General features: G+C 36.0%; 27 protein-coding genes. 15 read left to right on the plus strand and 12 right to left on the minus strand.

Annotation, left to right across the window (positions count from 1 at the left end):
* The 3 genes from wbpD to tviB are packed head-to-tail and all read right to left on the minus strand — an operon-like array spanning position 1 to position 2874.
* On the minus strand, positions 1-582 hold the full coding sequence (wbpD, locus tag HX005_RS14985) for a UDP-2-acetamido-3-amino-2,3-dideoxy-D-glucuronate N-acetyltransferase (protein WP_286377960.1): 582 nt from the start codon (positions 580-582) through the stop codon (positions 1-3).
* 14 nt (positions 583-596) lie between these two features.
* Positions 597-1544 carry a Gfo/Idh/MocA family protein gene (locus HX005_RS14990; RefSeq protein ID WP_286377961.1) on the minus strand — a complete coding sequence of 316 codons (948 nt, stop codon included), beginning with the start codon at positions 1542-1544 and terminating at the stop codon, positions 597-599.
* Positions 1545-1575: 31 nt separating this feature from the next.
* On the minus strand, positions 1576-2874 hold the full coding sequence (gene tviB / locus HX005_RS14995) for a Vi polysaccharide biosynthesis UDP-N-acetylglucosamine C-6 dehydrogenase TviB (RefSeq protein WP_286377962.1): 1299 nt from the start codon (positions 2872-2874) through the stop codon (positions 1576-1578).
* Positions 2875-3115: 241 nt separating this feature from the next.
* Between tviB and HX005_RS15000 the strand changes: the two genes are divergently transcribed.
* From HX005_RS15000 to bamJ (HX005_RS15020), 5 genes are all read left to right on the plus strand, one after another.
* Positions 3116-4219, plus strand: a complete 1104-nt coding sequence (locus tag HX005_RS15000) for a polysaccharide biosynthesis/export family protein (RefSeq protein ID WP_107009150.1) — start codon at positions 3116-3118, stop codon at positions 4217-4219.
* Positions 4219-4647, plus strand: a complete 429-nt coding sequence (locus tag HX005_RS15005; RefSeq protein ID WP_107009151.1) for a low molecular weight protein-tyrosine-phosphatase — start codon at positions 4219-4221, stop codon at positions 4645-4647. Before HX005_RS15000 ends, HX005_RS15005 begins: the two co-directional genes overlap by 1 nt.
* A gap of 21 nt (positions 4648-4668) precedes the next feature.
* Entirely contained in the window at positions 4669-6849 is a 2181-nt protein-coding gene (locus HX005_RS15010; protein ID WP_286377963.1) for a polysaccharide biosynthesis tyrosine autokinase, read from the plus strand.
* A gap of 182 nt (positions 6850-7031) precedes the next feature.
* Positions 7032-7739, plus strand: coding sequence for a BamJ family beta-barrel-assembly machinery protein (gene bamJ / locus HX005_RS15015; protein WP_286377964.1), 708 nt, complete (start codon positions 7032-7034; stop codon positions 7737-7739).
* Positions 7740-7780: 41 nt separating this feature from the next.
* Positions 7781-8473 carry a BamJ family beta-barrel-assembly machinery protein gene (bamJ, locus tag HX005_RS15020; RefSeq protein WP_502872753.1) on the plus strand — a complete coding sequence of 231 codons (693 nt, stop codon included), beginning with the start codon at positions 7781-7783 and terminating at the stop codon, positions 8471-8473.
* Between the two features lie 63 nt (positions 8474-8536).
* Here the strand turns inward: bamJ (HX005_RS15020) and murJ are convergent, their stop codons facing one another.
* The gene (gene murJ / locus HX005_RS15025) at positions 8537-10087 is read right to left on the minus strand and encodes a murein biosynthesis integral membrane protein MurJ (RefSeq protein ID WP_286377966.1); all 1551 of its coding nucleotides are present in this window, start codon (positions 10085-10087) and stop codon (positions 8537-8539) included.
* Positions 10088-10154: 67 nt separating this feature from the next.
* Positions 10155-10721, minus strand: coding sequence for a 1,6-anhydro-N-acetylmuramyl-L-alanine amidase AmpD (ampD, locus tag HX005_RS15030; RefSeq protein ID WP_286377967.1), 567 nt, complete (start codon positions 10719-10721; stop codon positions 10155-10157).
* Between the two features lie 145 nt (positions 10722-10866).
* On the opposite strand from ampD, the gene nadC reads away from it, so the two are divergent.
* Together nadC and HX005_RS15040 are read left to right on the plus strand one after the other, a co-directional pair.
* Entirely contained in the window at positions 10867-11712 is an 846-nt protein-coding gene (gene nadC, locus HX005_RS15035) for a carboxylating nicotinate-nucleotide diphosphorylase (RefSeq protein ID WP_286377968.1), read from the plus strand.
* A 158-nt stretch (positions 11713-11870) separates the two neighbouring features.
* The gene (locus HX005_RS15040) at positions 11871-13736 is read left to right on the plus strand and encodes an LTA synthase family protein (RefSeq protein ID WP_286377969.1); all 1866 of its coding nucleotides are present in this window, start codon (positions 11871-11873) and stop codon (positions 13734-13736) included.
* A 30-nt stretch (positions 13737-13766) separates the two neighbouring features.
* On the opposite strand, the gene HX005_RS15045 is transcribed toward HX005_RS15040, so the two are convergent.
* From HX005_RS15045 to rph, 4 genes are all read right to left on the minus strand, one after another.
* Entirely contained in the window at positions 13767-13916 is a 150-nt protein-coding gene (locus HX005_RS15045) for an ABZJ_00068 family colistin stress protein (RefSeq protein ID WP_286377970.1), read from the minus strand.
* A gap of 188 nt (positions 13917-14104) precedes the next feature.
* On the minus strand, positions 14105-16270 hold the full coding sequence (locus HX005_RS15050) for a phosphocholine-specific phospholipase C (RefSeq protein WP_286377971.1): 2166 nt from the start codon (positions 16268-16270) through the stop codon (positions 14105-14107).
* Between the two features lie 21 nt (positions 16271-16291).
* Positions 16292-16426 carry a hypothetical protein gene (locus HX005_RS15055; protein ID WP_286377972.1) on the minus strand — a complete coding sequence of 45 codons (135 nt, stop codon included), beginning with the start codon at positions 16424-16426 and terminating at the stop codon, positions 16292-16294.
* A gap of 147 nt (positions 16427-16573) precedes the next feature.
* Complete coding sequence (gene rph, locus HX005_RS15060; RefSeq protein ID WP_107009160.1) at positions 16574-17290, minus strand: ribonuclease PH; 717 nt, start codon at positions 17288-17290, stop codon at positions 16574-16576.
* 469 nt (positions 17291-17759) lie between these two features.
* Between rph and HX005_RS15065 the strand changes: the two genes are divergently transcribed.
* Positions 17760-18047 (plus strand): hypothetical protein, encoded by a 288-nt coding sequence (locus tag HX005_RS15065; RefSeq protein WP_286377973.1) that lies wholly within the window; start codon positions 17760-17762, stop codon positions 18045-18047.
* A 57-nt stretch (positions 18048-18104) separates the two neighbouring features.
* Here the strand turns inward: HX005_RS15065 and HX005_RS15070 are convergent, their stop codons facing one another.
* On the minus strand, positions 18105-19244 hold the full coding sequence (locus tag HX005_RS15070) for a fatty acid desaturase family protein (RefSeq protein WP_502872754.1): 1140 nt from the start codon (positions 19242-19244) through the stop codon (positions 18105-18107).
* 147 nt (positions 19245-19391) lie between these two features.
* On the minus strand, positions 19392-20429 hold the full coding sequence (locus tag HX005_RS15075; protein WP_286377974.1) for a flavin reductase family protein: 1038 nt from the start codon (positions 20427-20429) through the stop codon (positions 19392-19394).
* A 172-nt stretch (positions 20430-20601) separates the two neighbouring features.
* Here HX005_RS15075 and HX005_RS15080 point away from each other — a divergent pair, with 172 nt between their 5' ends.
* Positions 20602-21246: a TetR family transcriptional regulator gene (locus HX005_RS15080; protein WP_286377975.1), complete on the plus strand. Its 645-nt coding sequence runs from the start codon at positions 20602-20604 to the stop codon at positions 21244-21246.
* 80 nt (positions 21247-21326) lie between these two features.
* Here the strand turns inward: HX005_RS15080 and HX005_RS15085 are convergent, their stop codons facing one another.
* A complete protein-coding gene (locus HX005_RS15085; RefSeq protein ID WP_107009165.1) occupies positions 21327-21935 on the minus strand; it encodes a thiol:disulfide interchange protein DsbA/DsbL in 609 nt (202 codons plus the stop codon).
* Between the two features lie 183 nt (positions 21936-22118).
* Here HX005_RS15085 and ubiG point away from each other — a divergent pair, with 183 nt between their 5' ends.
* From ubiG to HX005_RS15115, 6 genes are all read left to right on the plus strand, one after another.
* Positions 22119-22832, plus strand: coding sequence for a bifunctional 2-polyprenyl-6-hydroxyphenol methylase/3-demethylubiquinol 3-O-methyltransferase UbiG (ubiG, locus tag HX005_RS15090; RefSeq protein ID WP_107009166.1), 714 nt, complete (start codon positions 22119-22121; stop codon positions 22830-22832).
* The gene (locus HX005_RS15095) at positions 22832-23521 is read left to right on the plus strand and encodes an HAD family hydrolase (protein ID WP_107009167.1); all 690 of its coding nucleotides are present in this window, start codon (positions 22832-22834) and stop codon (positions 23519-23521) included. Before ubiG ends, HX005_RS15095 begins: the two co-directional genes overlap by 1 nt.
* A 36-nt stretch (positions 23522-23557) precedes the next feature.
* The gene (locus HX005_RS15100; RefSeq protein WP_286377976.1) at positions 23558-24304 is read left to right on the plus strand and encodes a YciK family oxidoreductase; all 747 of its coding nucleotides are present in this window, start codon (positions 23558-23560) and stop codon (positions 24302-24304) included.
* Between the two features lie 172 nt (positions 24305-24476).
* Positions 24477-24632: a hypothetical protein gene (locus HX005_RS15105; RefSeq protein WP_286377977.1), complete on the plus strand. Its 156-nt coding sequence runs from the start codon at positions 24477-24479 to the stop codon at positions 24630-24632.
* A 283-nt stretch (positions 24633-24915) separates the two neighbouring features.
* A complete protein-coding gene (locus HX005_RS15110; protein ID WP_107009170.1) occupies positions 24916-25314 on the plus strand; it encodes an RcnB family protein in 399 nt (132 codons plus the stop codon).
* An 815-nt stretch (positions 25315-26129) separates the two neighbouring features.
* Positions 26130-26516, plus strand: coding sequence for an RcnB family protein (locus tag HX005_RS15115; RefSeq protein ID WP_286377978.1), 387 nt, complete (start codon positions 26130-26132; stop codon positions 26514-26516).
* Positions 26517-26548: the final 32 nt, after the last annotated feature.

Consider the following 26548-nt stretch of genomic DNA (forward strand, 5'->3'; position numbering starts at 1 on the left):
TTAAGCCTGCTGCTTGGTCACAACCTGACCATCCAAACGGTAAATTGCACCTGTATGTGAGCACACTACTTCTGCCTGACCTGTGATTGGCAATGCCAATTGCTCACCAAATTCACTCATCCAGCCAATTTGTTTTGCAGGCACACCCACCATTAATGCATATGCAGGTACATCTTTATTAATGACAGCACCAGCGCCTACAAAAGAATATTCACCGATAGTGACTCCACACACGATCGTACAATTTGCACCTAAAGTCGCACCTTTTTTCACTAAAGTATCGCGATATTGATCTTTGCGCTCAATAAGAGAACGAGGGTTATATACATTTGTGAATACCATACTTGGTCCACAAAAAACGCCTTCTTCCAAAGTCACATTGTCATAAACTGAAACATTGTTTTGAACTTTACAATGATCACCAATAACAACTTTGTTTCCTACAAATACGTTTTGCCCTAAAGACACGCCTTGCCCAATTTTGGCACCGCCACATACGTGAACAAAATGCCAAACCCGAGAATCATTTCCAATTTGCGCGCCTTCATCAACAATCGCACTTTCATGTTGATAAAAACTCATAATAGAATCCCTGATTATTTTTTTACTTTCGCTAATAATGGGTGTGGATTTGTAGGATTTTCTACTAAAGGTGCCACACGGATCACTTCAACTGTTTCAATTGCAGCACGGTTTTCTTCAACACCGTAGCCTTTGCCTTCTAAAATACGTTGATAGCTCTGTGTATGAAGATCGGTGAAACCACCTGAGAACTCAAGCTCTTCATTTTCAATGGTAATGCTACGATAAGTTAATTTTTCACCCTGAACAGCATTTTCAGGTAAGTTATTTGCATCAATAGACAAGAACCAACGTACACGAGCACGTTCATATTCCAAATAACCAGAAGCTGTTTTTTCATCACGGTGATGGACTTCATTCTTCACAATTTTGCCAAAAATAAAGTGCAACATATCGTAGAAATGCACACCAATATTGGTTGCAACACCACCTGATTTATTATCAACGCCTTTCCATGATTTTAAATACCATTTACCACGTGAAGTTAAATACGTTAAGTCAACATCAAAAATCTTACCTTCAGGTGCTGACTGTACTTTATCACGTAAAGCAATAATCGAAGGATGTAAGCGTAACTGTAAAATTGAGTTTACTTTTGCACCATATTGTTTTTCGTATTCAGACAATAAGTTTAAATCTTCTGAACTTAATACCAATGGTTTTTCACAGATGACATCTATGCCATTTTTCAAGGCATATTTCATGTGAGGCGCATGCAAGTAGTTTGGTGAACAAATAGCAACGTAATCGAGCTTTTCACCTTTTAATTTTTGGTCTTCCACATATGCTTCAAATTCTTCAAACTCTGTAAAAAACTCAGCTTCAGGAAAGTGACTGTCCATGATTCCAACTGAATCGTTAACATCCATTGCAACAGCTAAAGTATTACCTGTTTCTTTAATCGCTTTAAGATGGCGAGGTGCGATATATCCTGCTGCACCGATAAGAGCAAACTTTTTCATTCTATATACTTCTTTCTTTCGTTCATTAAAATTAAAGGCGGAAAACAGTAAAACCTTGTGCGACCATTTCATCACGATCAAACAAACTTTTCACATCAGACAAAACAGGTTTTTCTGTACGTACTAAACGACGTAACTGCTCAGCTGTCAATGTGCGGAATTCATTATGTCCAACAGCTACAATCAAGCTATCTACAGGATTGTTTTCATCAATAACCTGAAGATCAACACCATATTCATGTTTTACTTCTTCAGCATCAGCCCATGGATCAGCAACAACAACTTGTGCTCCCCAAAGTTCTAATTCTTTGACTAAATCCGACACTTTACTATTACGAATATCTGGACAATTTTCTTTAAAAGTTATGCCCAAAACACCTACTTTTGCACGAGGCACATCAATACCATTTTGCAGCATATGTTTGATGGTATTACGAGCAACATAACGTGCCATATTATCGTTAATACGACGACCTGCAAGAATGACTTGTGGATGATATCCAACTTCTTCTGCTTTATGTGTTAAATAGTACGGATCTACACCAATACAGTGACCACCCACTAAACCTGGACGGAAAGGTAGAAAATTCCACTTACTTCCTGCTGCTTCTAATACATCGACAGTATCAATACCGATACGATCAAAAATAACAGACAATTCATTAACCAAAGCAATATTTAAATCACGTTGTGTATTTTCAATCACTTTAGCTGCTTCAGCTACTTTAATACTTGATGCTTTATGTGTTCCAGCAGTAATAATACTTTGATATACAGTATCTACAAAGTCTGCAACTTCTGGTGTACTACCACTAGTAATTTTCTTAATTTTAGTTAGTGTATTAACTTTATCACCTGGGTTAATACGTTCTGGGCTATAGCCCACAAAAAAATCCTCGTTAAATTTTAAACCTGAAAATTTTTCTAGAACTGGAACACAAACTTCTTCTGTTGCGCCTGGATATACAGTTGATTCATAAACAACAATATCACCCTTGGAAATCACTTTGCCAAGTGTTTCACTTGCTTTTTGCAGTGGTGTTAAATCTGGACGATTCACATGATCAATTGGTGTTGGAACGGTGACAATATAAAAATTTGCGCTTTTTAAATCTTCTAAATCAGCACTATAAGAAAGATATTTTGCTGTTTTTAATTCTTCTGGGCTGACTTCTAAAGTATGATCTTGACCACTTTTCAATTCATCAATACGTTTTTGATAAATATCAAAACCAATCACAGAGGTTTTTTTCCCGAACTCTACTGCTAATGGTAAACCGACATAGCCTAATCCAATTATTGCTATCTTTAGTTGTTCAAGTTGAAGCATGCTTTTTAAATCCTGAGGCTGGTTCTAATCCAGTTAGTTATATAAAACAAAAACGGTATTCTAAAGGAAATTACATTAAATATTAACTAAAATTACATGTTTTTAACTAAAATCACTCAGTTTTATGTATTAATTATATTTATGATAATTAAGTCTAGTAGGAATTTTATTCGTAATAGCATACAATTTAAGGCATAAGGTAATTCTAAGTTACAATTTAATACAATTAAGGGTTTTGAATGTGAAGTATCCACGCACCTCACTTTTTTTAGCAGTTTCATTTTTATTTACTGGCTGTGCAATGACTTCTGGTTTACAAACCTATGATGTTCCAGACCAAGGACAATATCAAACTGATCAAGGTGCAGAACTCAATGTCGTTCAGCTCACTCAAAATACTTTGCCAAGTCAAATAGGTAGTCTTGACCAATCGGTTCAAAATGTAGCGTCATTATTTCATCATCAAAATACAATCTATCGCCTAAGCTCAGGGGATATTTTATCTATTCAGCTTTGGGCTTATCCAGAAATCACCCCCCCTGTAACCCAAATGACCAATGATACTTCTGTATTAGCCAATGGTTATCGTATTGATCAAAATGGTTATATTCAAGCGCCTTTAATTGGTTCATACCGTGCATCAGGTAAAACTCTTTCACAAATCAATAAAGAGATGCGTAGTTTATTTGCTCGTTATCTCAAAACACCAGATGTTGTTGTGCGTGTTTTAGCTTATGAAGGAAAACGCTATTTTGTAAATGGTCAGGTGATGAAAAGTGGACAATACACTTTAAATGATCAACCCATTAGTATTTATACTGCTTTAGGACAAGCAGGTGGTATAAACTCCCAAACAGGTGATAATACGAATATTCAATTAATTCGTAATGGGCAAACTTATAATTTAAATACCATTACTTTAGAAAAGCAGGGTTTATCTTTACATAATCTTCTCATTCAACCAAATGACACTATTTTTGTGAATGCTAAACAAGATCAAAAGCTTTATGTATTAGGTGAGTCTAGTCGTACTCAAGCTGTGAATTTACGTGATCAAGGTATGACTTTAAGCGATGTTCTAGGTGAAAGTGGCGGTATTAATCCAAACTCTGCAAGTGCAGCACGCATTTATGTGATGCGTACAGATTTAAATACTAAAGCATCTACGGTCTACCAATTAAATCTGAGTAGTTTTGGTAATTTTGCTTTAGCGAACCAATTTGCAATGCAAAAAAATGATATCGTTTATGTAGATGCGACTGGATTAACACGTTGGCAACGTGTCATTAACCAAATTATTCCTTTCTCTAATGCTTTATATAACATTGATCGTTTAGGGCAATAATGAAAATTCAAAATATTCTTGTCGTTTGTGTGGGTAATATTTGTCGTAGCCCTATGGCTGAGTATTTTTTAAAAAATGCTCATCCTGACCTACATATCGAATCTGCTGGCTTATCTGCGATGGTTGGACATCCTGCAGATGAGAAAGCAATCGCTTGCATGGATGATCAAAGCATCGATATGCGTGGACATATTGCCAAGCAAATTAATGCACAATTAATCAAAAAATCCGATTTAATTTTAGTCATGAGTCATAATCAGCAAAAACATATTGAACAAACTTGGCCTTTTGCTAAAGGTAAAGTGTTTATGTTAGGGCATTGGCAGAATATTAATGTGCCTGACCCATATAAGCATGATCAAGCATTTTTTATTGAGACATGCAATAATATTCAACGTTATGTCACTGATTGGCAATCACATCTTTAAATTTAAATTAGTTGTAGTCATATGAACCAAAATTCAAAAACGAATGATGATACGATCGACTTAAAAGAGTTATTTTTTTCATTAATTGCTCAATGGAAAGTGATTGCCCTTTGTGTAATTTTAAGTTTGATTTGTGCATTACTCTACCTACGTGTTACTCCAAATACATATTCAACAGATGCTTTAGTTCAGGTTGAGGACAGTAAAGGAGCAGGTGCAGCTGCACTTTTAGGTGATTTATCTTCTGTTGTCGATCAAAAATCTCCAGCGCAAGCTGAAATTGAGATCTTAAAATCTCGTATGGTATTAGGGCAAGTTATTCAAGACTTGAATCTCAATATTCGAATCCATGATGACGAAGACAGCAAATTACATCGCTTACTCACACAAGATGACATCTTATTAGATTATCGTAAAGACGGCGTATTTTACCAAAAAAATCAGTCCAATTTTTTAATTAAGCAATTTGATGTGCCACTGGCTTATCAAAATAAAGCCCTAACTTTAGATTTGACAGTACCTCAACAGTTTAAGTTAATTGATATTGAAAAAGAAAAAGTTCTTTTTACGGGTAAATTAAATCAACCCAACCAGTCAAATGGCTGGAATATCAACATAGACAGTAAAGCTCCATTTAAGCAAACATTTACATTGGTTAAACAATCTTTACCTGCTGCCGTAACTTCTTTAAATGCTGATTATTCTGTTGCTGAAAAAGGTAAATTAACGGGTGTCATTGGACTGAATTACCAAGGTCAAGACAAACAACATATTACTGAGGTTTTAAATAATATTTTACATGTATATCATGCACAAAATATTGAACGTAAAACTTTAGAGTCAAAACAAACACTCAAATTCTTAGATAAACAGTTACCTGAACTGAAAAAACAGCTTGAAGAATCTGAAATCAAGTTCAATAAATTCCGTGAACAATACAACACTATTGATGTCACGCAAGAATCTGAGTTAATGCTCAAACAAAATGTTGAATTAGAAAAAACACGTATTGAGTTAAAACAGAAACAAGCTGAACTTTCTGCAAAATATACCGCTAGTCATCCATTAATGGCTGAAATTAATGCTCAGTTAGCCACTATTGATAAAAAAGCCAATGAACTCAATCAGGCTTTAAAACGTCTACCTGAAACTCAACGCTTATATTTACAACTTTATCGTGATGTAAAAGTAAATAGTGAACTATATACTTCTTTACTCAATAGCTATCAACAATTAAAAATTGCTGAAGCGGGTGAAATTGGTAATGTCCGTATTATTGATACGGCCGCTGAGCCCATTAAACCTATTGCGCCTCGTAAATTAGTGATTCTGATTCTATCTATTTTTGTGGGTGGTTTTGTTGGGGTACTCATTGCATTATTACGTAATTTAATGCACACAGGAATTAAAGATTCAACTCAAATTGAAAATGAATTAGATTTACCTGTTTATGCCACTGTACCTCGTTCTCCTGTACAAGAAAGCCGTATTCAAATTTTAAAGAAAAAGAAATCTATTCCTATTCTTGCGGTTAAAAATACCAATGACATTGCCATTGAAAGTTTACGTAGCATCCGTACCACGATTCATTTTTCATTAGCAAATGCTAAAAATAATGTCATTGCAATTTCAGGTCCTGCACCTGAAGTCGGTAAATCATTTATTTCGGCAAACCTTGCAACTATTTTTGCTCAAGGTAATAAACGTGTTTTATTAATTGATGCCGATATTCGTCGTGGTTATTTACATAAATATTTTAATCGTGATACCACACCTGGCTTAACAGAACTCCTCAGTGGTCAAAGTACACTGGCACAAACAGTCTTTAAAACCCAAGTCGATAATTTGGATTTTATTGCACGTGGTAAAAACCAGAATAATCCATCTGAAATGCTGAGTTCTACACAATTTAAAGAATTGTTAGAGCAACTTTCTCAGCAATATGATCATATTATTTTAGATACACCACCTGTTTTAGCCGTTACAGATGGTATTATTATTTCACAATATGCAGGCGTAAATTTAGTGGTTGCACGTTATGCAAAAACTCAAATTAAAGAGCTTGAACTGACTATAAATCGCTTTGAGCAAGCAGGCAGTAAAGTAAATGGTATTATTCTAAATGATATTAATCGAGCTTCAGGTGGCTACAGTTATGGTTATAATTATGCTTATAGCTATACAGCACAAAAAGATGATTAATCTATAAAATAATGAAAATCCAGATCTTTTGATCTGGATTTTTAATTTAAAAACCCTGTATATTTTTGGTTGATTTACACGAATATAGATACCGTTTTAGTGTAAGACATTATATGCTTTGGTAGTTCAAGCTATAATTTATATGATTAGCTCTTGTAAGATAAAAATTTTTAGGAAATATCATGAGTAAAGCCTTACCCATCGCTGTTGCTGTATTATTAGGCGGTGCTGCACTTGTTCCTGTGTATTATGCAACTCAACACCCTGTTGATGTAAATAAAAGTAGCATTTCTAAAACTGCAAAACCTGTAGAAAAAATTAGCTATGCTTTAGGTTATGAAGTTGCAAGTCAAACACCTGCTGAAGTTGATGTTGATACATTTATCAGCGGTATTCGTGATGCACATGCGAAAAAAGAACGCTTATTTACAGATGAAGAATTACAAGTTGCCTATACTGAATTCCAAAAAGAAGTGCAGGCAAAGCAACTTGCTGATGCGAAAGCAAGCGTTTCTCAAAGTGATAATTTCTTAGCTGAAAATGCTAAAAAAGAAAGTGTAAAAACCACAGCTTCGGGGCTGCAATACAAAATCACTAAGCAAGGTGATGGTAAAGCACCCACTGCAGAATCCGTGGTGACCGTACACTACAAAGGTCAGTTACTTGATGGAAAAGTCTTTGATAGTTCGTATGATCGTGGCGAACCAATTGAGTTTCCTTTAAATCAAGTTATTCCTGGTTGGACTGAAGGATTACAATTAATAAAAGAAGGTGGAAAAGCCACATTATATATTCCATCTAAACTGGCTTATGGTGAACAAGGTGTTCCTGGTACCATTCCACCAAATAGTACCTTAATTTTTGATGTTGAATTAATTAAAGTAAAATAAATCAGTAAAGGAGAGCATTTGCTCTCCTTTTTTGGATAGATATGATGAAAAAAAGTATTATATTAATCGGTTTACTCATGACGTATCATGCAGGTCATGCCGCAAATATTAACAACAAAAGTTCTCAGAAAGACCAACTTGGTTATAGCTACGGCTATGTCATGGGTAGAACAAATGCGGATACACTTAAAGATATTAATTTAGATGCATTCATTCAAGGTTTAAAACAAGGCTCTATTGGACAAAAAGCCAGTTTAACTGATGAGGAAATGGCAAAAGCATTAGCCCAATACAAACAGCAAAGCGAAGCGAAACAACTGATTGAGTTTCAGCAAGTCGCTCAGAATAATACCGAGTTAGGTGAAACCTTTTTAGCTGAAAATGCAAAAAAATCAGGTGTTATCAGTACAAAATCAGGTTTGCAATATCAAGTTTTACAAGCAGGTCAGGGCAAAAAACCTTCAGCGAAATCTAAAGTATCCGTCAATTATGAAGGTCGTTTATTAGATGGTACTGTTTTTGATAGCTCAATTGCGCGTAACCAGTCTGTTGAATTTCAAGTCAGCCAAGTCATTGCAGGTTGGACAGAAGGTTTACAACTCATGCAAGAAGGTGCCAAATATCGCTTTTTCATTCCTGCAAAATTAGCATATGGCGAAATTGGTTCAGGCGATGCCATTGGTCCAAATAGCACACTGATTTTTGATGTAGAATTATTAAAAGTTTTACCTTAAAAAATGACTTAAATAAAAAAACATCGCCAAATTGCGATGTTTTTTATTGTCTATTATCTTTATTTAGTGCTTAAGATGACGTGGTCTAAAACCACTTGCAAATAAACCAATCGCATAAGCCAACACACCTGCTACACAAAGCCCTACGACTTCAAGGATGCGAATCCATTGTGCAACACTGTCATCATACCAAGTTAAAGCATACCAAAGCACAGCGACCATACTGATATTGGCAATAAGAAATTGAATAAATAGCTTTTTCCAATGCGCTCCAAAACGGAAAATATTACGTTTATGTAAATAAAAATACAGCATACCCGCATTCACCAATGCAGAACCTGAAGATGCAATGGCAAGTGCCATATGTTCAGCATGCCAGTCTATGAGTTTAAAAATTCCAATAAAAACAACGTTTAAAATTGCATTGGCTGCAACAGCCATTAAGCCAACACGTACAGGTGTTTTGGTATCTTGAATCGCATAAAAACCAGGTGCAAAAACTTTGATTAACATAAATGCCAATACCCCTGCGCTCATACATTGCAACGCCATAGCTGTCATTTGTGTATCACGCACATCAAAAGCACCATGTTGGAAAAGCGCTTGAATAATTGGAGTAGATAACATAAATAGTGCAATACTTGCAGGCACACCCACTAAAACAATAACACGAGCTGCCCAGTCTAACATTTTTCTAAATTTTTCTTGGTCTTGCTGTGCTTTGCTCATCGACAAAGAAGGCAAAATAACAGTACCAATAGCAACACCAATTAAGCCCAATGGTAACTCTGTCATTCGCTCAGCACTATATAACCAAGACACCGAGCCATCTTGCATGAACGATGCCCAAATGGTATTGAGCAATAAATTAATTTGTGTGACTGATACACCAAAAAGCGCAGGCAACATTAATTTTAAAATGCGTTCCACACCTTCATGTTTAAAATCAACTTTTGGTGGAATCAGTAGTTTTTTGCGCCATAATTCAGGAATTTGAATCGCAAGTTGTAAAATTCCTGCCGCAACCACTGCCCAACCCAACGCCATAATCGGTTCAGCCATATATGGAGCAAGCCACCATGCCCCTGCGATCATAGCAACATTCAACAAAACAGGTGCAAATGCAGGTGTCGAAAATGAACCATAACTATTTAAAATACTGCTCGCAAATGCTGTCAGTGACATAAACATTAAATATGGAATGGTTAAACGAAACATATCGACAGCTAAATCAAATTTAGCAGGATCATCATGGAAACCAGGTGCATAAACATACAAAATCACAGGCGCTGCAATCATACAAAATAATGTCAGCAATGACATCACCGTCAGTAAACAGCCAAAAACACGACTAATTAAGATCTGAACTTCGGCATGTAATTTTGTAGTTTTATATTCTGTTAAAATTGGAATAAATGCTTGGGAAAATGCGCCTTCCGCAAACAGCCGCCGAAAGAAATTGGGGATACGGAATGCAACCACAAAGGTGTCAAAATCCTTACCTGCACCAAAGACATTTAATAAAACCATATCTCGGACAAGTCCTAATACTCGGGACAGCATTGTCATCGAACTGACAATAAAGGTGGATCGCCACAGCGCCATTGCATTCACCCAATTAAAATAAAGTCGTTATTGTAAAGAAACTCAAAATAAATATCGTTGTTAAATCATGAATGATTTATTGTTTTTGCTTATGTAGCAATGTTCTAAACTCATTCCATTGAAAATGTGGACCAGGATCCGTTTTTCGCTTTGGTGCAATATCAGAATGCCCAGCCAAATGCTGATCGGTTTTAGGATAAGCCCGTTGTAAAACTGCCACGACTTGAGCCAACACATCATATTGATTTTTCTCAAAATCTAGATCATCACTTCCCTCAAGCTCAATGCCAATAGAGTAATCGTTACACTCTACTTTACCCAAGTAACTTGAACGTCCTGCATGCCAAGCCCGATCTTTAAAATTGACAAATTGTAGTACTTCACCTGTTCTTAAAATCAGTAAATGTGCTGAAACTTGCATACCCTCAATGGTTTGAAAATATGGATGCACTGACCAATCGAGTTGATTTTGAAAAAATTTTTCAATATATCCACCACCAAATTGTGAAGGTGGCAAACTAATATTATGAATCACAATCAGTTGAATTTCTGTCTGTTCGGGGCGCTGATTAAAATTGGGAGAAGCTACTTGTCGAGCGCCCAAAAGTTGCCCATCAACCACTTGAAATGGTGTTGCTTGCATAAACATTCCTATTATCAATCATTCAAGCATTGGATGCATTTGGTACGATAGTTTACGCTGAACAAGGTCAAATAAAAACTTATCCTATTGTTAAAGGACAGTGCTAATATATTGCACAATTTTTAAGAGCGAATATAGGGAATTTATGAGTATACCTCAGTCTTTGCTTGATCAATCGATCCACATCAATATACAACAAGCATTACAAGAAGATGTGGGCGACGCAGACATCACTGCCCTACTCACACCTGAAGATGAGCAAGCGACTGCAACGATCATCACACGTGAAACGATGGTTTTAGCGGGTCAACCTTGGGTAAATGCTCTGATTCAAGCTTATGATCCAAATGTACAAATTACATGGCTTAAAAATGATGGTGATCTCGTCCAAGCCAATGAAATATTATTTAAACTGGCAGGTTCAGCACGTAGCCTACTTACTGTAGAACGTCCAGCGCTCAACTTTGTGCAAACATTATCGGCAGTAGCCACTAAAACTGCTGATTATGTCAAACAACTTGAAGGCTTAAACACTCAATTACTCGATACACGTAAAACCTTACCGGGTCTTCGTATTGCACAAAAATATGCCGTTGCAGTGGGTGGTGGGAAAAATCATCGTTTGGGTTTATTTGATGCCTTTTTAATTAAAGAAAATCACATCATGGCAGCAGGTGGCATTGCACAAGCAATTGCTAAAGCACATCAAATTGCACCGAATAAACCAGTCGAAGTCGAAGTCGAAACATGGGAAGAACTCAATCAAGCACTTGAAGCCAAAGCTGATATTGTCATGTTAGATAATTTTAGCCAACAGCAAATGATTGATGCCGTTAAACATGTTGCAGGACGCTGTAAATTAGAAGCATCGGGTAATATTACCATTGATAATTTACGTGAAGTTGCAACTTCAGGTGTAGATTATATTTCAATGGGCGTACTCACCAAAGATGTCAAAGCCATTGATTTATCTATGCGTTTTAATGCTTAACAGGCAATAATTCAAACATATTCCCTCTTTTAGTTATTTAAAGTAAAAGGGGGAATAAAATGGTATTTTGATTACAATTTAAGCGCCTTAAAACTTTCAAAACCTATCCCTCAAGCCTATAATTGCAAGCCTTCTCTTATCAAGCTTAATCTCTGCAAATGAAGACTTTAAGACAACAAGTCCTTTTTTTAATTGTGGCTTTTGTATCTGTATTGGCTTTTTTTCTCTATCAAGAAAATATTCAAAGGTTTTGGGCTTTACCCGAAGCTTATCGAGAATTACGCCTTTATAAATATGGTTTTTCTGTTTTTTTAAATTACGCACTGATTAGCCTGATTTATCTGGTTTTTAGACGAACTTTTGCCACAATTTTAGTCAGTCAGTTTTTAATTTTTATGCTGACCTTTATCAATGTGAAAAAAGAACAGTATTTGTCAGCAAGTCTTATTCCTAGCGATTTTTTATTAGCAAAAGAAACATTCATTGCTTCGCCTTTTTTATTAAAAATTACTTTTTTTACAGGGTTACTGCTTTTTATTGCCTTAATGTTTTGGCTATATCGTAAAGAGCAAACTGAAAAAAATACCCTACTTTGGGCAAATGCAGTTTTGTCTATTTCAATTCTGAGCTTTTTTATTACGGCAAATTTTAGTAATAATTTTAGTCAGGTATGCTCAGGCAAACAAAAACCAAGTTTATGTAAATATCGTATGTACTTACCCAATACACGTGGAGATTGGGTAGGCGATCATATGAATATTAAACAATTAGGTTTTAGTGCTTTTTTCTTTTCAAAAACAGTTGATGATATTAAAGCCAAAGTTTCAAATACTGCGACAATTCCTGAAGCTAGAATTCAAAATATCTTAGCAACATCAGAAGCTTTAGCTGAAAATAAACCTCAACACCAAGCAGACCCAGAAAAAGTATTACCGAATATTATTTTTGTCATGAGTGAATCTCACTGGGATGCAACTCAGCTCGACAAGAGTATTCCTAAAAATATTACCCCCACCATTCAAAAAAATCAGGTCAGCAAACTACTCTCCCCTAGTTTTGGTGGTGGTACAGCCAATGTCGAATTTGAAGTCTTAACCAGTTTAAATACTTATTTAAATCAGAATCAGTTGGCTTATGTTGCAAAACTAAAACGTCCAACTTATTCATTACCGATGTATTTAAATAGCTTGGGTTATAACACGACAGCCATGCATAATAATGGTAAATATTTTTATAACCGTAGCAGTGTTTATCAAAATTTAGGTTTTAACCAATTTACTTCGATTGAAAATATGGTGAGTGCTGCTGATCGTGGTAAATATATTAATCAAGCAGGTTGGGCAAATGACGATTTAATTTATAACAGCATTCAACAACAACTCAAACAACAAGATCGACCACAATTTATTTATGCAATTAGTGTTGAAAATCATCCGATGTATAATGATGATCGTTTTGGAGCCAATAATTTTAACATTAGCAAATCGGGTATTTCAGACGCTTCCAAACGTGCTTTAAATACCTATTTGTCTGGTATGCAACGTGCCGATCAACATTTAAAAACTTTGCTTGAATATACCAAACAATTAGAACGCCCAAGTATTGTAATTTTCTTTGGTGATCACTTGCCTAACTTACAAAATGTTTATGATGAATATAGCTTTTGGGGTTCAGAACAAGCCAAAACCGAGAAAAATGATGTGCGTTTTTATGAAACACCTTTAGCCATTTGGAGCAGTTTTCCAATCAACAAAAAACAATGGGCAGAACCGTTTATTCCTGCACATTTTCTTGCACCACGTGTTTTAGCAGCAGCGAATATTCCACTGTCACCCTATTATAAGTTTATCCAAAAAGTGAATACTTGCTATAGTGCTATCCATAAAACAGGCAATTACACCACTCAACATTGTGATAATGCTGTACAGCAATTGCAAGATTATAAAGATTTAAACCTAGATATTTTAGATGGTAAAAACTTTAGTTATGAAAGTTTAAAATCAAGCCTGCAACGGCAGGATTAAAATGAGTTTATGCAAAGTGCACTTTTCTACTCAGCCCTCTACATCAGTCTGCTTGCTTTTGTTGGGTTGAGTCGATTGGTTTTTTTGGGTTTGTAATGTGTCATCTGAGTTTTCTGCCTGTGGTGCAATTGTCATCAACACAAAAGTAACGACCATCAAAGCAATAATTAATAAATTCATAAAACCTCAAAACTTTATCTTTTATGATCTACAACACTAAAAGATAAACATGACATTTTTTTAAAGATTCGGTTGTATCTTCAAGGTGGTCTATAAGGAAAAATGTAAATTTAAGTTTTTATTTTATAGCAAAGTTAGAAAAATAAGGCATTTTTCAACCATGTAATGCCTTATTTTTAAATACAAAACTACCCATTAAACCCCATATAAGGATCAGAGATAGAATCTTTGTTATTTTCAATACGTCCCGCAAAACGACGACTATAACGAGAATCTGTTGGCATACTTACCGTAAAATCATACCATCCGCCAAATTCTGTCATATCCAAAATTAACTCTTGCTCTGTCGCATTTGTTTCAATTTCCCATGTTTTATTGGGCAAATAGGCATTGGCTGTGACGCGCAATTTTGTTGCTTTAGCAGCGTCATTTCTGACTTTTAAATAGAGCTTATAGCTACATTCTTCTACGCATACACGTATTTCAGGCAAACTTTCTGTTTGAGCAGTTTCAGTTAAATCGCCAATAAAAGCACGATGAAAACCATTTGGTCCTAACACCCACAAATCATATTGTCCATTTAGCGTATGCCAAACATCTTCTAACTGTTTGCCTGCTTCTACCATATAACGCTTTGGAATTGCAGTTAAATTTAATTTGTCATAAACATGGAATACTGCCGCTTGCGTACCAGTGTTAGAGAACATTAATTTTACAGTTTGTCCTAACACATCTACTTTTGCACTGGTATGTAAAATATAAGGTAAAGCTTTAGAAGGACGAATGCCTTGTTCTTGCACAGGAAATAATGCATCTATTGGGCGTACCACTTGAGGCAATGCAGCTTGTGCCTGACGAATAGCATCAGCTTGCTCTTTACTCTTTTTGCCTGCTAACTCAGGTAGAGCAGAGATATTTGGTGTTTTAAAATTAAATGCACTGGTTAAATCGCCACAGACTGCACGACGATATGGGCTGATATTTGGTTCTTTGACAGCAAAACGTTCCTCTAAGAAACGAATCACAGAAGTATGGTCAAAGACTTGAGAGTTCACCCATCCACCACGACTCCATGGAGAAATGACATACATAGGGACGCGAACACCCGGTCCATAAACACGACCATCAGGTTGAGGTTGTGATTTTGAATCCGCAATTGCTTTATGGTCAAAATACTCATACGAAAGCTGAGCATTGGTTAAAGTCGTTTTACCCTGTAATTGTCCTGTTTCATTACGAGAAGGCGCACTTGGTGATGGCATATGATCGAAGTAACCATCATTTTCATCAAAATTCACCAAGAGTACAGTTTGGCTCCAGACGTCTGGATTCTCAGTTAATGCATTTAATAGCTCTTGAATATACCATGCACCTTGTACAGGGCTTGAAGGTCCAGGGTGTTCACTATATGTCGCTGGTGCAACAACCCAACTGACTTGTGGTAATTTCTTTTGTGCAATATCGTCTTTTAATGCCGCAAAAAAACCACCATCTGGCATGGTATTGGCAATCCCTTTATATAAAGGCTGTGTTGCATCAATTTTTTCATCATAAGCTGGGCTAATGACATCACTATGACTGACAGGTTGCCCTGACAATTCATTCGCACGACGATATTGTTTAAAACCCGCCAGTGGATTATCGGTAAAATTATCTGGCATGCCTTGATAAACTTTCCATGACACACCTGCCTGTTGCAAACGTTCAGGATAAGTCACCCAATCATAACCTGCACTCGAAGGACCAAGACCATCAAATTCATTGACCACACTCGCAACATTTGCACCTGTAGGTCCATTGGTTCCTGTCCAAATAAATTTTCGATTTGGGTTTGTTCCTGCATGCATCGCACAATGATACGCATCACACAAAGTAAAAGCATTTGCTAAAGCAAACTGAAACTCGACTTCAGCTTTTTTAAAATATCCCATCGATTGAGGTTGTTTATGCTTCACCCAATCGCCCATACGTCCAGCGTCCCACGCATCTTGTCCATCTTTCCATGAATGTGGTGTGCCACTGACACGTTGAGCATTGCCTAAACGACTATCTAAATGATAAGGCAATACTTTATTCTGATCTTTATCATATTGCTGCCAAACTTTACGCTCATTTGACAGTGGAATAGTAAAGCGATCACCAAAGCCACGTACACCTTTTAAGGTACCAAAATAGTTATCAAATGAACGATTTTCTTGCGTTAAAATAACGACATGTTTGACATCTTGAATTGTGCCTGTTTCTACCTTGGCATCAATTGCGAGCGCCTTTTGAATACTCATTGGGAAACTTGCTAAAGCTGCCGCACCAAACATTGTTTTACTTGTATTTATTAAAAAATCACGACGATTCATCTTCAATATCCTTAATTTTTATTATGGTGCACAGTGCATTTTACAATTTGACACAGGTGGATTTGGCGTTTGGCTTGAATCACTGTCATTATCGTCATTACATCCACTGAGCATTAAACAGCAGCTTGTGGCTAAAATTAAAAATAAACTTTTCATTGACCATTTCCGTATTTCAAAGAAGCTGTTAGTCAATACAAAGCCCATGACAGTTTGGTGATGCTTTGGTTTCAATTCCATTAAGCTTTTGAATGGACAATAAAAAACGCATCCGAAGATGCGTTATATATTTAGGCTAAAAAGTGCTTACCAGCCCAAAGCTTCTTGTTGTTTTTTCACTAACTCTTGGATACCTTTTTCAGCCATTTCTAGCATTGCATTACACTGTACACGTGTAAATGGTTTGTCTTCGGCTGTACCTTGAATTTCAATAAATTCACCAGCTTGGGTCATCACAACATTTAAGTCGGTTTGACAGTTTGAATCTTCTTCATAGCAAAGATCGAGTAAAACTTCATCTTTATAAATGCCAACAGAAATTGCAGCAACAAGCCCTTTTAATGGATCTTGTTTAATTTTTTTCTGTTCAAGTAGAATATTCATCGCATCAATGAGTGCAACTGCTGCGCCAGTAATCGATGCTGTACGTGTGCCGCCATCCGCTTGGATCACATCACAGTCAATCGTAATGGTATTTTCACCCAGTTTTTTCAAGTCAACCATCGCACGTAGGCTACGACCAATTAAACGTTGAATTTCTTGAGTACGACCACTTTGTTTACCACGTGCGGCTTCACGATCACTACGTGTATGTGTAGAACGCGGCAACATACCATACTCAGCAGTCACCCAGCCTTGCCCTTTTCCTTTTAAGAAACGTGGTACTGAGTTATCAATACTTGCAGTACACAACACTTTTGTATGACCAAATTCAACCAATACAGAACCTTCTGCATAACGCGTATAATTACGGGTAATTTTCACATCACGTAATTGATCTAATGTACGTTGGTCGATACGCATAATTCGTCCTAATGTTGACTAAAATAATTGTGCATAAGTATAGCAGATGCAATCAAGATGGTTTTGTTACAAGTAAGTGTTTTTCAACGAAACAAGATGTTATAGCGCCAGTTTGTTGTGATGTAAATCAACCAAGTTTGCTGTTTTTATTTTACCTTTTTTATTATTTTTCATAAATAATCATTATTTTTAAAATAATAAAATGTTAAATACATCACATTTTAATTTAAAATAAAAAATATTAAAAAAATTCAGAAAACTCAAATATATTTATACAAAAAATTATATTTAAATTTAACAAAACTCAGGTTTAAGTCATTTTAAATTGAATATTATTTTTTACAAATATTTATATATTTTTGATATAGAAGTCGTTGTTTTAAAAAAATCAATCTTTTATTTTAAATTTAAATACATTAAATTTTCAAACAATTAAATATAACCAATAGTTGAAATGATTGTTTTTGAAATGAGCTTAATTCAAGGAATAGATGAGCCTATTAAACATCTCTATTTTCAGAATAATGAACATACACGAAAGAGTTTTATTGAAAAAATCGAAATCATGATTTTTGAAGAACTCAAGTCAAGTTTAAAAAATCTTAAAAACCAAGATTTAATTAATTTCTATAATGATATTTATTGCGAAAGCTATAATTTATTATTAAAAATGCAAAATAGTTTTATTTCTTCTGGTACTGCTGAGCACGAATTAAACTATTTACATGTTGAAGAAAGATATATCGAAACAGTTTAAATAACGATGGAATAGTTTTTACACTATTCCATAAAAGTAGCGCCAACATGCAAATGTTTAAGCAAAAATTCCTTTCACCTTTGCCAAAGATTGTGTGATGTTAGTGGTCATATTATTAGGCAAAGAACATTTGGCTAAACGTACCCACACACTACCAAACTGCTGAACAAAATTTGCTTCATTGTAGTTAATGCCATACTCAGCACATAAAGCCTGAATTTTCGGTGCCACTTCTGCATAACGATTGGCAGGCATATCTGGGAATAAATGATGCTCAATTTGATGGCTCAAATTTCCACTTAAAATATGCAACCAATCTGTGCCTGTGAAGTTACTCGAACCACGAATCTGACGCAAATACCACTCAGCACGCGTTTCATTTTCAGTATTATCAGGCTCAAAAGTTTCAGCATCTTCAGTAAAATGACCATTAAAAATCACCGCTGAAGACCACAAACTACGGATCACATTGGCAATCGCATTGCCCGCAAAAACAGGCAAAGCATTTGGACCCGCAATCACAGGAAAAAACACATAATCTTTTAAAATCTGACGACGCGCTTTTTTACGGAACTTGGTCGCATCTGCCCAAACTTGCTTCCAGGTTTTGGTTTTATAAATCAATGCATCTTCCAAATGCAGATTTTGCACACCCACATACCATTCAAAAAACACCATCAACTGAATCGCCAACGGGATATTAAACAAGAAACGTGGCTCCCACTTTTGTGACTCACTCACACGAAGCAAACCATAACCCACATCATGGTCTTTCCCAACAATATTGGTATAGGTGTGATGCACATAATTATGGGTATATTTCCAGTCATCACCCGTTGCCATGGTATCCCAGTCATAATTTGCACCATTTAAACTTGGATCATTTAACCAGTCAAACTGACCGTGCATCACGTTATGACCGAGTTCCATATTTTCCACAATTTTGGAAATGCCCAATAAACCTGTACCCATCACCCAAACAGGTGGAATCCAACCGCCAAACATCAACATAGCACGAGAAGCGATCTCGCTATAACGCACAAAGTTACGGATTTTATAAATATATTTAGCATCTTGCTCGCCCAAATTTTCCATCACTTCACGACGGATTTCATCCACACGGCGACCAAATTCTGCTGTTTGTTCAGGGTTTAAATGTTTTGATTTACTGTTTGAAAAATTCACTGACATATTCATTATTTTTACTCCTGAACAGTCCAATTTTTAAGGACTGTTACTAAATTTTGGCAACAATTTTCCTTTAGCAAGATTGGGTCTGCCGAAAAATTGTTTACATCTTTTAAATGGGTTTAAAGATATTGATGATTTAGAAATATCTGCAACTTAGAGATTGATCACCACAGGACTCACTGCTTGGCTGATACATAACTTAATTTGTGTATTGGCATCATGATTGATCTCACCTGTCAGCATATTTTGGGTTGAACCACTGACTTTCGTACAGGTACAGGTATTGCACATGCCCATACGACAGCCATGTGTCGGTCTTAAACCTGCTTTTTCGGCACTTTCAAGCAAACTTGATTTCGCTTCAAACTCTTGCTGAGAACGTATAAAAGTCACAGGTTGCGCTTCCAAACTTTCATCTACAGCAATCTGAAAATACTCTTGCTTTAAACGCTCACTGATATTCAAATCTTGAAAAATATCATTGGCACTTTGCATCATGGTTGTAGAACCACAGACATAGCTTTGACGTTGTTGAAAGTCAGGTACTAAACTGTCCAATAGCTCTACGGTTAAATGCTTTTTCTGCTGTAGAGTATTGATATAATGATAATTAAACTGTGAATTTTGTTGAGAAAGCTGTTCTAAATCTGCATGAAATGCTTCATCACGACTAAAATAAATCACATCTACAGCACGATTTTCGTCTTTTAAAGCTTCAAGCAATAAAGAATAAATTGCGGTGATACCACTCCCCGAAGCGATCAATAATAACGGTGAGCTATGATTTTCTAAAACAAAATCACCCTGCGGTTGTGATAATTCTACAATGCTACCAAACGCTAACTGTGTCAGGACATTTGACACTTTACCTTGTTGTTTCACTGCAATGATAATGTCACCATTTTCAAGTAACTTCACTATAGAATAGCTACGCTGTTCTCGTACTCCTGCAATTTCCACAGTCACCAATATGCTTTGTCCTGCCTTAAATTGTCGATGCTTAAAATTACGATTTGGGCGTAATTGGATTTGATAAAAACCAATACTTAAGACACGAATTTTAATGATCGTCGCTTTGATCTTTTTCCATGCCCAAACAGGATTAATTTTTTCGGCGATAAAATCGACAAAATCCTCACGAATCCATTCAGGATGATACTGCTCGTCTTGCACTGTTGCGATATAACTCATAAACGTTCCTCTTTGTGCTTGCTATTTATTGAGTGAACAAGTGTTCTTTTAGTGAACGTTTGTAAGCTATACTTATTTTTAATTTCAGTCAACAAGTGTTTACTGACATTCGTCGTTTAATTTCCCTTTATTTTTGATAAACTCATCACAATCAATTTCTTCGGATAACAGCATGTCGATACGGGATGAGCGCAAACAACAAAGTCGTCAGGCTTTACTTGATGCTGCCTTGACACTCAGCACATCAGGTCGTTCATTTTCGAGTATTAGTTTGCGTGAAGTTGCACGAGAAGTAGGTTTAGTTCCAACCGCTTTTTATCGACATTTCCAAGATATGGAAGAGTTAGGCAAAGAGTTAGTTGATCAAGTTGCTCTTTACCTTAAAAATGTTCTCCATCAACTCGGACAAGGTCTGGCTTTGCCTGAAGCGAAAACTCAAACAACAATGGACTCTTTTTTCGAAGCTGTAGAGCAAAATCCACAACAATGGATTTTCATGATCGCTGAACGATGGGGAGGATCAAAAGCTGTACGCCTTGCCATTAATCGCGAAATTAATTATTTAACTGAAGATTTAACCAGCGAATTAAAAAAATTAGAATTTTTTGAACATTTTCAAAATAGTCAGGACTTACATGTTTTAACAAGTTTATTGATTAACTCATCATTTACTTGGGCAATGTCATGGCTTAGCCTGAGCCGCCAATACTCAGATCTTGAATTAGAGTCACAAAAAATGCTTTTTAAAAAACAATCCGTGACACAAATTCGTTTAATTTTTAGAGGCATTTTAAACTGGGAAAGTAGCCGTATTTAAAGCTTCAATTTGCATTATTTTCTGAAAAATTCTGACAAAAAAAGACCTACATAATGTAGGTCTTTTTTTGTCATGTTAAATTATTTACGTTCTTTATTAATTAAGTATTCAACAACTTGAACTACTTTTTGATCTTCACCTTGTACAACATATTTGCCATTTACCACAACTGCTGGAACACCACTTAATTGATATTGTTGAGCAAGTTTATTGGCTTGTGAAACTTTGGCAGTGATTGCAAATGAATTATACATGCTATTAAATTTTGCTTCAGGTACACCATATTTGGTAAAGAACTTAGCAAATTCATCTTTTTGTAAAATTTGCTGACCAGTACCATTCGCATGGAATAACGGTAAATGTGTACGTTTACGTACGCCTAATGCTTCAGATACATAATATGCACGTGCACCTTGTTCCCAAAGTTTATTCATTGCTGCTGGTGTACGAATAAAATTCACATCACTTGGAATTTTTCTTAGCCATGCTTGCATATGAGGTTCTAACTTAAAGCAGTGTGGACACCCATACCAAAAAAATTCACGTACTTCAATTTTACCTGCAACTTCAGGTTTACCAGGGTTTTGTACTACGGTGTAATCTTTACCTGCAACAAAATCAGCCGCCATTGCATTTGCAGAAAATGCCATAACCATTGCAGTCATGCCACCTAAAATAAATTTTTTCATTGACTTTATTGTCCTCGAACTCGTTTTGTATAGCTTATGCACTCACTATAAAACAATTATGGGAAAATCGTTTTCCTTCTGTGAAGTTTTTTACACGATTCATCGCTTTTTTCATAATTAACGGTACACTAGCATAATTGAACTTAATTTTTGATTAAAACAATTTATTCAGAGGTGACTGATATGTCGCAACTTAATGTTGATCCACAGGAAATTGCTAAATTTGAAGCGCTTGCTGCATTATGGTGGGATCAGCACTCTGAGTTCAGACCCTTACATCAAATCAATCCACTTCGTTTAAACTGGATCGATGAGCGTGTAGGCGGTTTATCAGGTAAAAAAGTACTTGATGTTGGCTGTGGTGGTGGAATTTTAGCTGAAAGCATGGCGCGTCGTGGTGCAGATGTACTTGGTATTGATATGGGTGCTGCGCCTTTAAATGTGGCACGTCTACATGCTGAGCAAGAAAATGTTCAAAATATTGAATATAAACAAATCCCTGTTGAACAACTCGCAGAAGAACAAGCAGGTCAATATGACGTTGTGACTTGTATGGAAATGCTAGAACATGTACCTAACCCTGCATCTATTATTCAAGCCTGCCAAAAATTAGTTAAACCCAATGGGCAAGTATTTTTCTCAACCATTAACCGCAATCCAAAAGCCTATTTATTTGCCATCATTGGTGCGGAATATGTACTTCGTCTTTTGAAAAAAGGCACGCATGATTATCATAAATTTATTAAGCCTTCTGAACTTGCACATGACATCCGTACCTCAGGTTTAAAACTCAAAGATATGACAGGCTTACATTATAATCCATTGACTAAACACTACTGGCTTGCATCAAATGTCGATGTGAATTATATGGTTTATACAGTCAATGAGGGTGTCTAATGCAAGCAGTTCTATTTGATTTAGATGGTACATTGATTGATACAGCAGCAGACTTTATTCGCATCATTCAAGAGATGTGCCGTGCAGAAGGACGTGCCGTTGTTGATGCAGATCTGATTCGTACTCAAGTATCTGAAGGCGCTCGTGCCATGGTGAAATTGGTTTATCCTGAACTTGAAGTGGATGATCCAATTTTTTTAGCACATCGCCAACGATTTTTAGATTTATATGGCGCTGATATTGCAGTAGATACAGATTTATTTACAGGCATGTATCCACTTTTGGCAGATTTAGAAAGTCACCATATTCCATGGGGTATTGTCACCAATAAACCACGTGGATTAAGCGAAGCTTTACTCAAAGCACTTGATTTAACTGAGCGCTGTGCAGTTCTCGTTTGTCCTGAAGATGTCAAACAAACAAAACCTGATCCTGAACCGATGTATCTTGCTGCAAAACACTTGAAGATTGATGAAAAACAGATTATTTATGTAGGTGATCATCCAAGAGATATTGACGCAGGTCGCAATGCAAAAATGTATACCATTTTAGCAGCGTATGGTTATCTACCCTTGCAACACAAAGATAATTTAGCAGCATGGCAAGCAGATCATATTGTCAGCAATGTTTCTGAATTACATCAAGTGCTCAATAAACTGGTGGGTATTAAACAACACAGCGTAACTTAAAAATCATCATAAATAACAATGATTAGGAGGTCTCCCATGAAATATTCAGAATATCAACCTCGTTCAGACTTACTCAAAGACAAAATCATTTTGATCACAGGTGCAGGGGACGGAATTGGGCGTGCTGCTGCAATCAGTTATGCACTGCATGGTGCTACAGTGGTTTTACATGGTCGTACGCTGAATAAGCTTGAGGTCATCTATGATGAAATTGAAGCTTTGGGAGCACCACAACCTGCAATTTTACCCTTACAACTTTCTTCAGCTTCAGCACGTGACTATGAGCTTTTAGTAGATACACTGGAACAGCAATTTGGTCGTTTGGATGGGATTTTGCATAATGCAGGTATCTTAGGGGAGCGTGTTGAATTGGCACATTATCCTGAAGAAGTTTGGGATGATGTCATGGCTGTTAATTTACGTGCGCCATTTATATTAACTCAAGAGTTATTGCCTCTATTAGAAAAATCTGAACATGCTTCTGTAGTATTTGCAAGCTCAGGGGTTGGTCGTGAAGCACGTGCAGAATGGGGCGCTTATTCTGTTTCTAAAATTGCCATAGAAGCTGTCAGCCAAATTTTTGCTAAAGAACGTACTTATCCAAATATTCGTTTTAACTGCATTAATCCAGGTGGAACACGTACAGCAATGCGTGCCAAAGCCTACCCTGCTGAGGATCCAAAAACTTTACCTACACCAGAAGCGATTCTTCCTGCATATCTTTATTTAATGGGAGATGACAGTCTTGATATGAATGGTCAAAGTATTGATGCACAAGACTAAAATTTAGTATTAAGTTTTGAATGAGTTGCTAAAACTCATTCAATACGTCTTTCTACAACACATTATTTAAAATCGCTTTACCCAATCAATATTACAATAATATTCAGTTTTCCAAATCAAAAGATCTGATTTATCCTTTTTCCAAGCTCAATTTTATGGCAAGGAACTACACATGACAGATCAAAAACTTAAAGTTGAAATGATTCGTTCTATTGAAGAATTGCAACTTCCAAATGAACTCATTGATGCTTTAAATGATGCAAAACTGGCTGAAAATGTCAGCACTGCCTTAACTTATTTAAAAAATATAACGCAGCAGTGGCATTAATTTTTTCTGTCATTTAAAAGATAAGCAATGATAATTTAGTGTGATCAATTCACTTATTTTCATAATTTCTTACATCTTTATTGAACTCCGTCACAAATTTTAAATTTGCCTTTAACCCTTATTTAACAAGTCTTTCCAATTTGAGCTTTTATCATTAACAGAAATATGTTCTTATTATGTCTGCATTTTTAAATGAAAAACTGAACTTTCTTCACAGTTTCTCTGCAATTTGACAGTACATTAGTGATGTGAAAAACAACACTTCAAAAAAGCGAGGGCTCCTATGAAAAAGATTTTAGCGATCATCGCCATTTCTTTATCGACACTGATGAACATGCAAATCGCCAGTGCAGGACCTCATTTTGACAATGATCGTGGTTATGAACGTGGTGAAAAAGGCGACCGTGGAAATCGTGGGCGTAATGCACGTGACTATGATGACGATGATATTCAAGAAAAGCGTCGTGAACGTGAAGAACGTGGTGTAAAACGTTTGCAACAACACAAATGGCAAACAGGTTATGTCATGCCGCAACATTATCGTGGTAATAGTTATAAAGTCGATTATAAAGACAGTAATCTACCTAAGCCATCTCGTAATCAACAATGGTACAAAATTAATAACGACTATATTTTAGTTGACTCAGACAGTAATAATATCGTGAATATTCGTGGGATGTGATCAGTATCTATTGACCATCTCACAATGCTTATCATAATAAAATAGCGTACACTTTACATGTATGCTGTTGCTGAATGCCATAGGTGTAATTCAATGCCTCTGCGGTTTATGCAAGTCGATCCAATACATTAATGGATGCTGTTCAATAAAAGCGAAAGGAATATCAATCTTCCAACCTTGCTGATTATATATTCGCACATGGGGTTTTCCTAAAATATCTAAATGGCGATATTTCGTAATCTCATGAAAATAAATCGTCCGATCCCTTCCAACACCTCGATTATAAACAACACAATTTTCATGCAATTCGATATACCAATTACGTGCCAAAAATAAGAAAGTATTGGCAAGAAAAGCAAATAGCCCACAGATGACCCATGCAGCAATCTGCTACTTTTTTTCCACATGCCCTGTTAAAATCCAAATTGCTATTGCGCCTGCAGCTATTGCCAATAGGATGAAAAAGACTTTTGTGTATTGACTTATTTCTAGGCGGTTATGACTGGGCGTTTGATAACGAAACAAGTGACGCATGATTTGAAAGAGATAAATACTGATGAGACTGGTGAAAAAAGTAATCAAAAAAAAAATTTATCGTCATAATGGTCTTCTCTTTATTTTTTTATCTGTCTTAAATTTTACATCAAGCGTTGAAAATACTGATCTTATTTTGAATATAAAACAATATTCGCTTTTTGTTCTCCATCAATTCTTCATACATTTCACAATTCAACTCAATAGCACTCACCATTTATCTCTAATTGTTGAGTAAATTGATTCTATCGAAGGAAATCAGCTCTATTCAGGTGAATCAAATGAAAAGTGTACTCTCTGTAATCGCATTATCTTTAAGCGCACTCGTTGCAACATCTGCAATGGCTGTACCAAATGACTATCATCGTGACCATAACAATCGTTACCAACAAAACCATTGGGATCATAAAAATGATCACCGTTGGAATAACGATAATCGTCACAACAATCAACATAACAACCAGCATAATAATCGTGTAAATCCAAGTCGTGAATGGCGTTCTGGGCAGTATTTACCAAGCCAATTTAGCTCATCACGTTATCAGGTAAATTATAAAAATTATCGCCAATTGCCAAAACCGAGCAAATACCAACAGTGGTATAAAGTAAATGGTGACTATGTATTAGTGAATGAACGAAATAATCGTATTATTCGCATCATTGGTTAAAAATTAGAATTTCTAGAAAACCCCATACAGCC

Source organism: Acinetobacter sp. R933-2, from assembly GCF_030325485.1.
GTDB classification, from domain to species: Bacteria; Pseudomonadota; Gammaproteobacteria; order Pseudomonadales; family Moraxellaceae; genus Acinetobacter; species Acinetobacter sichuanensis.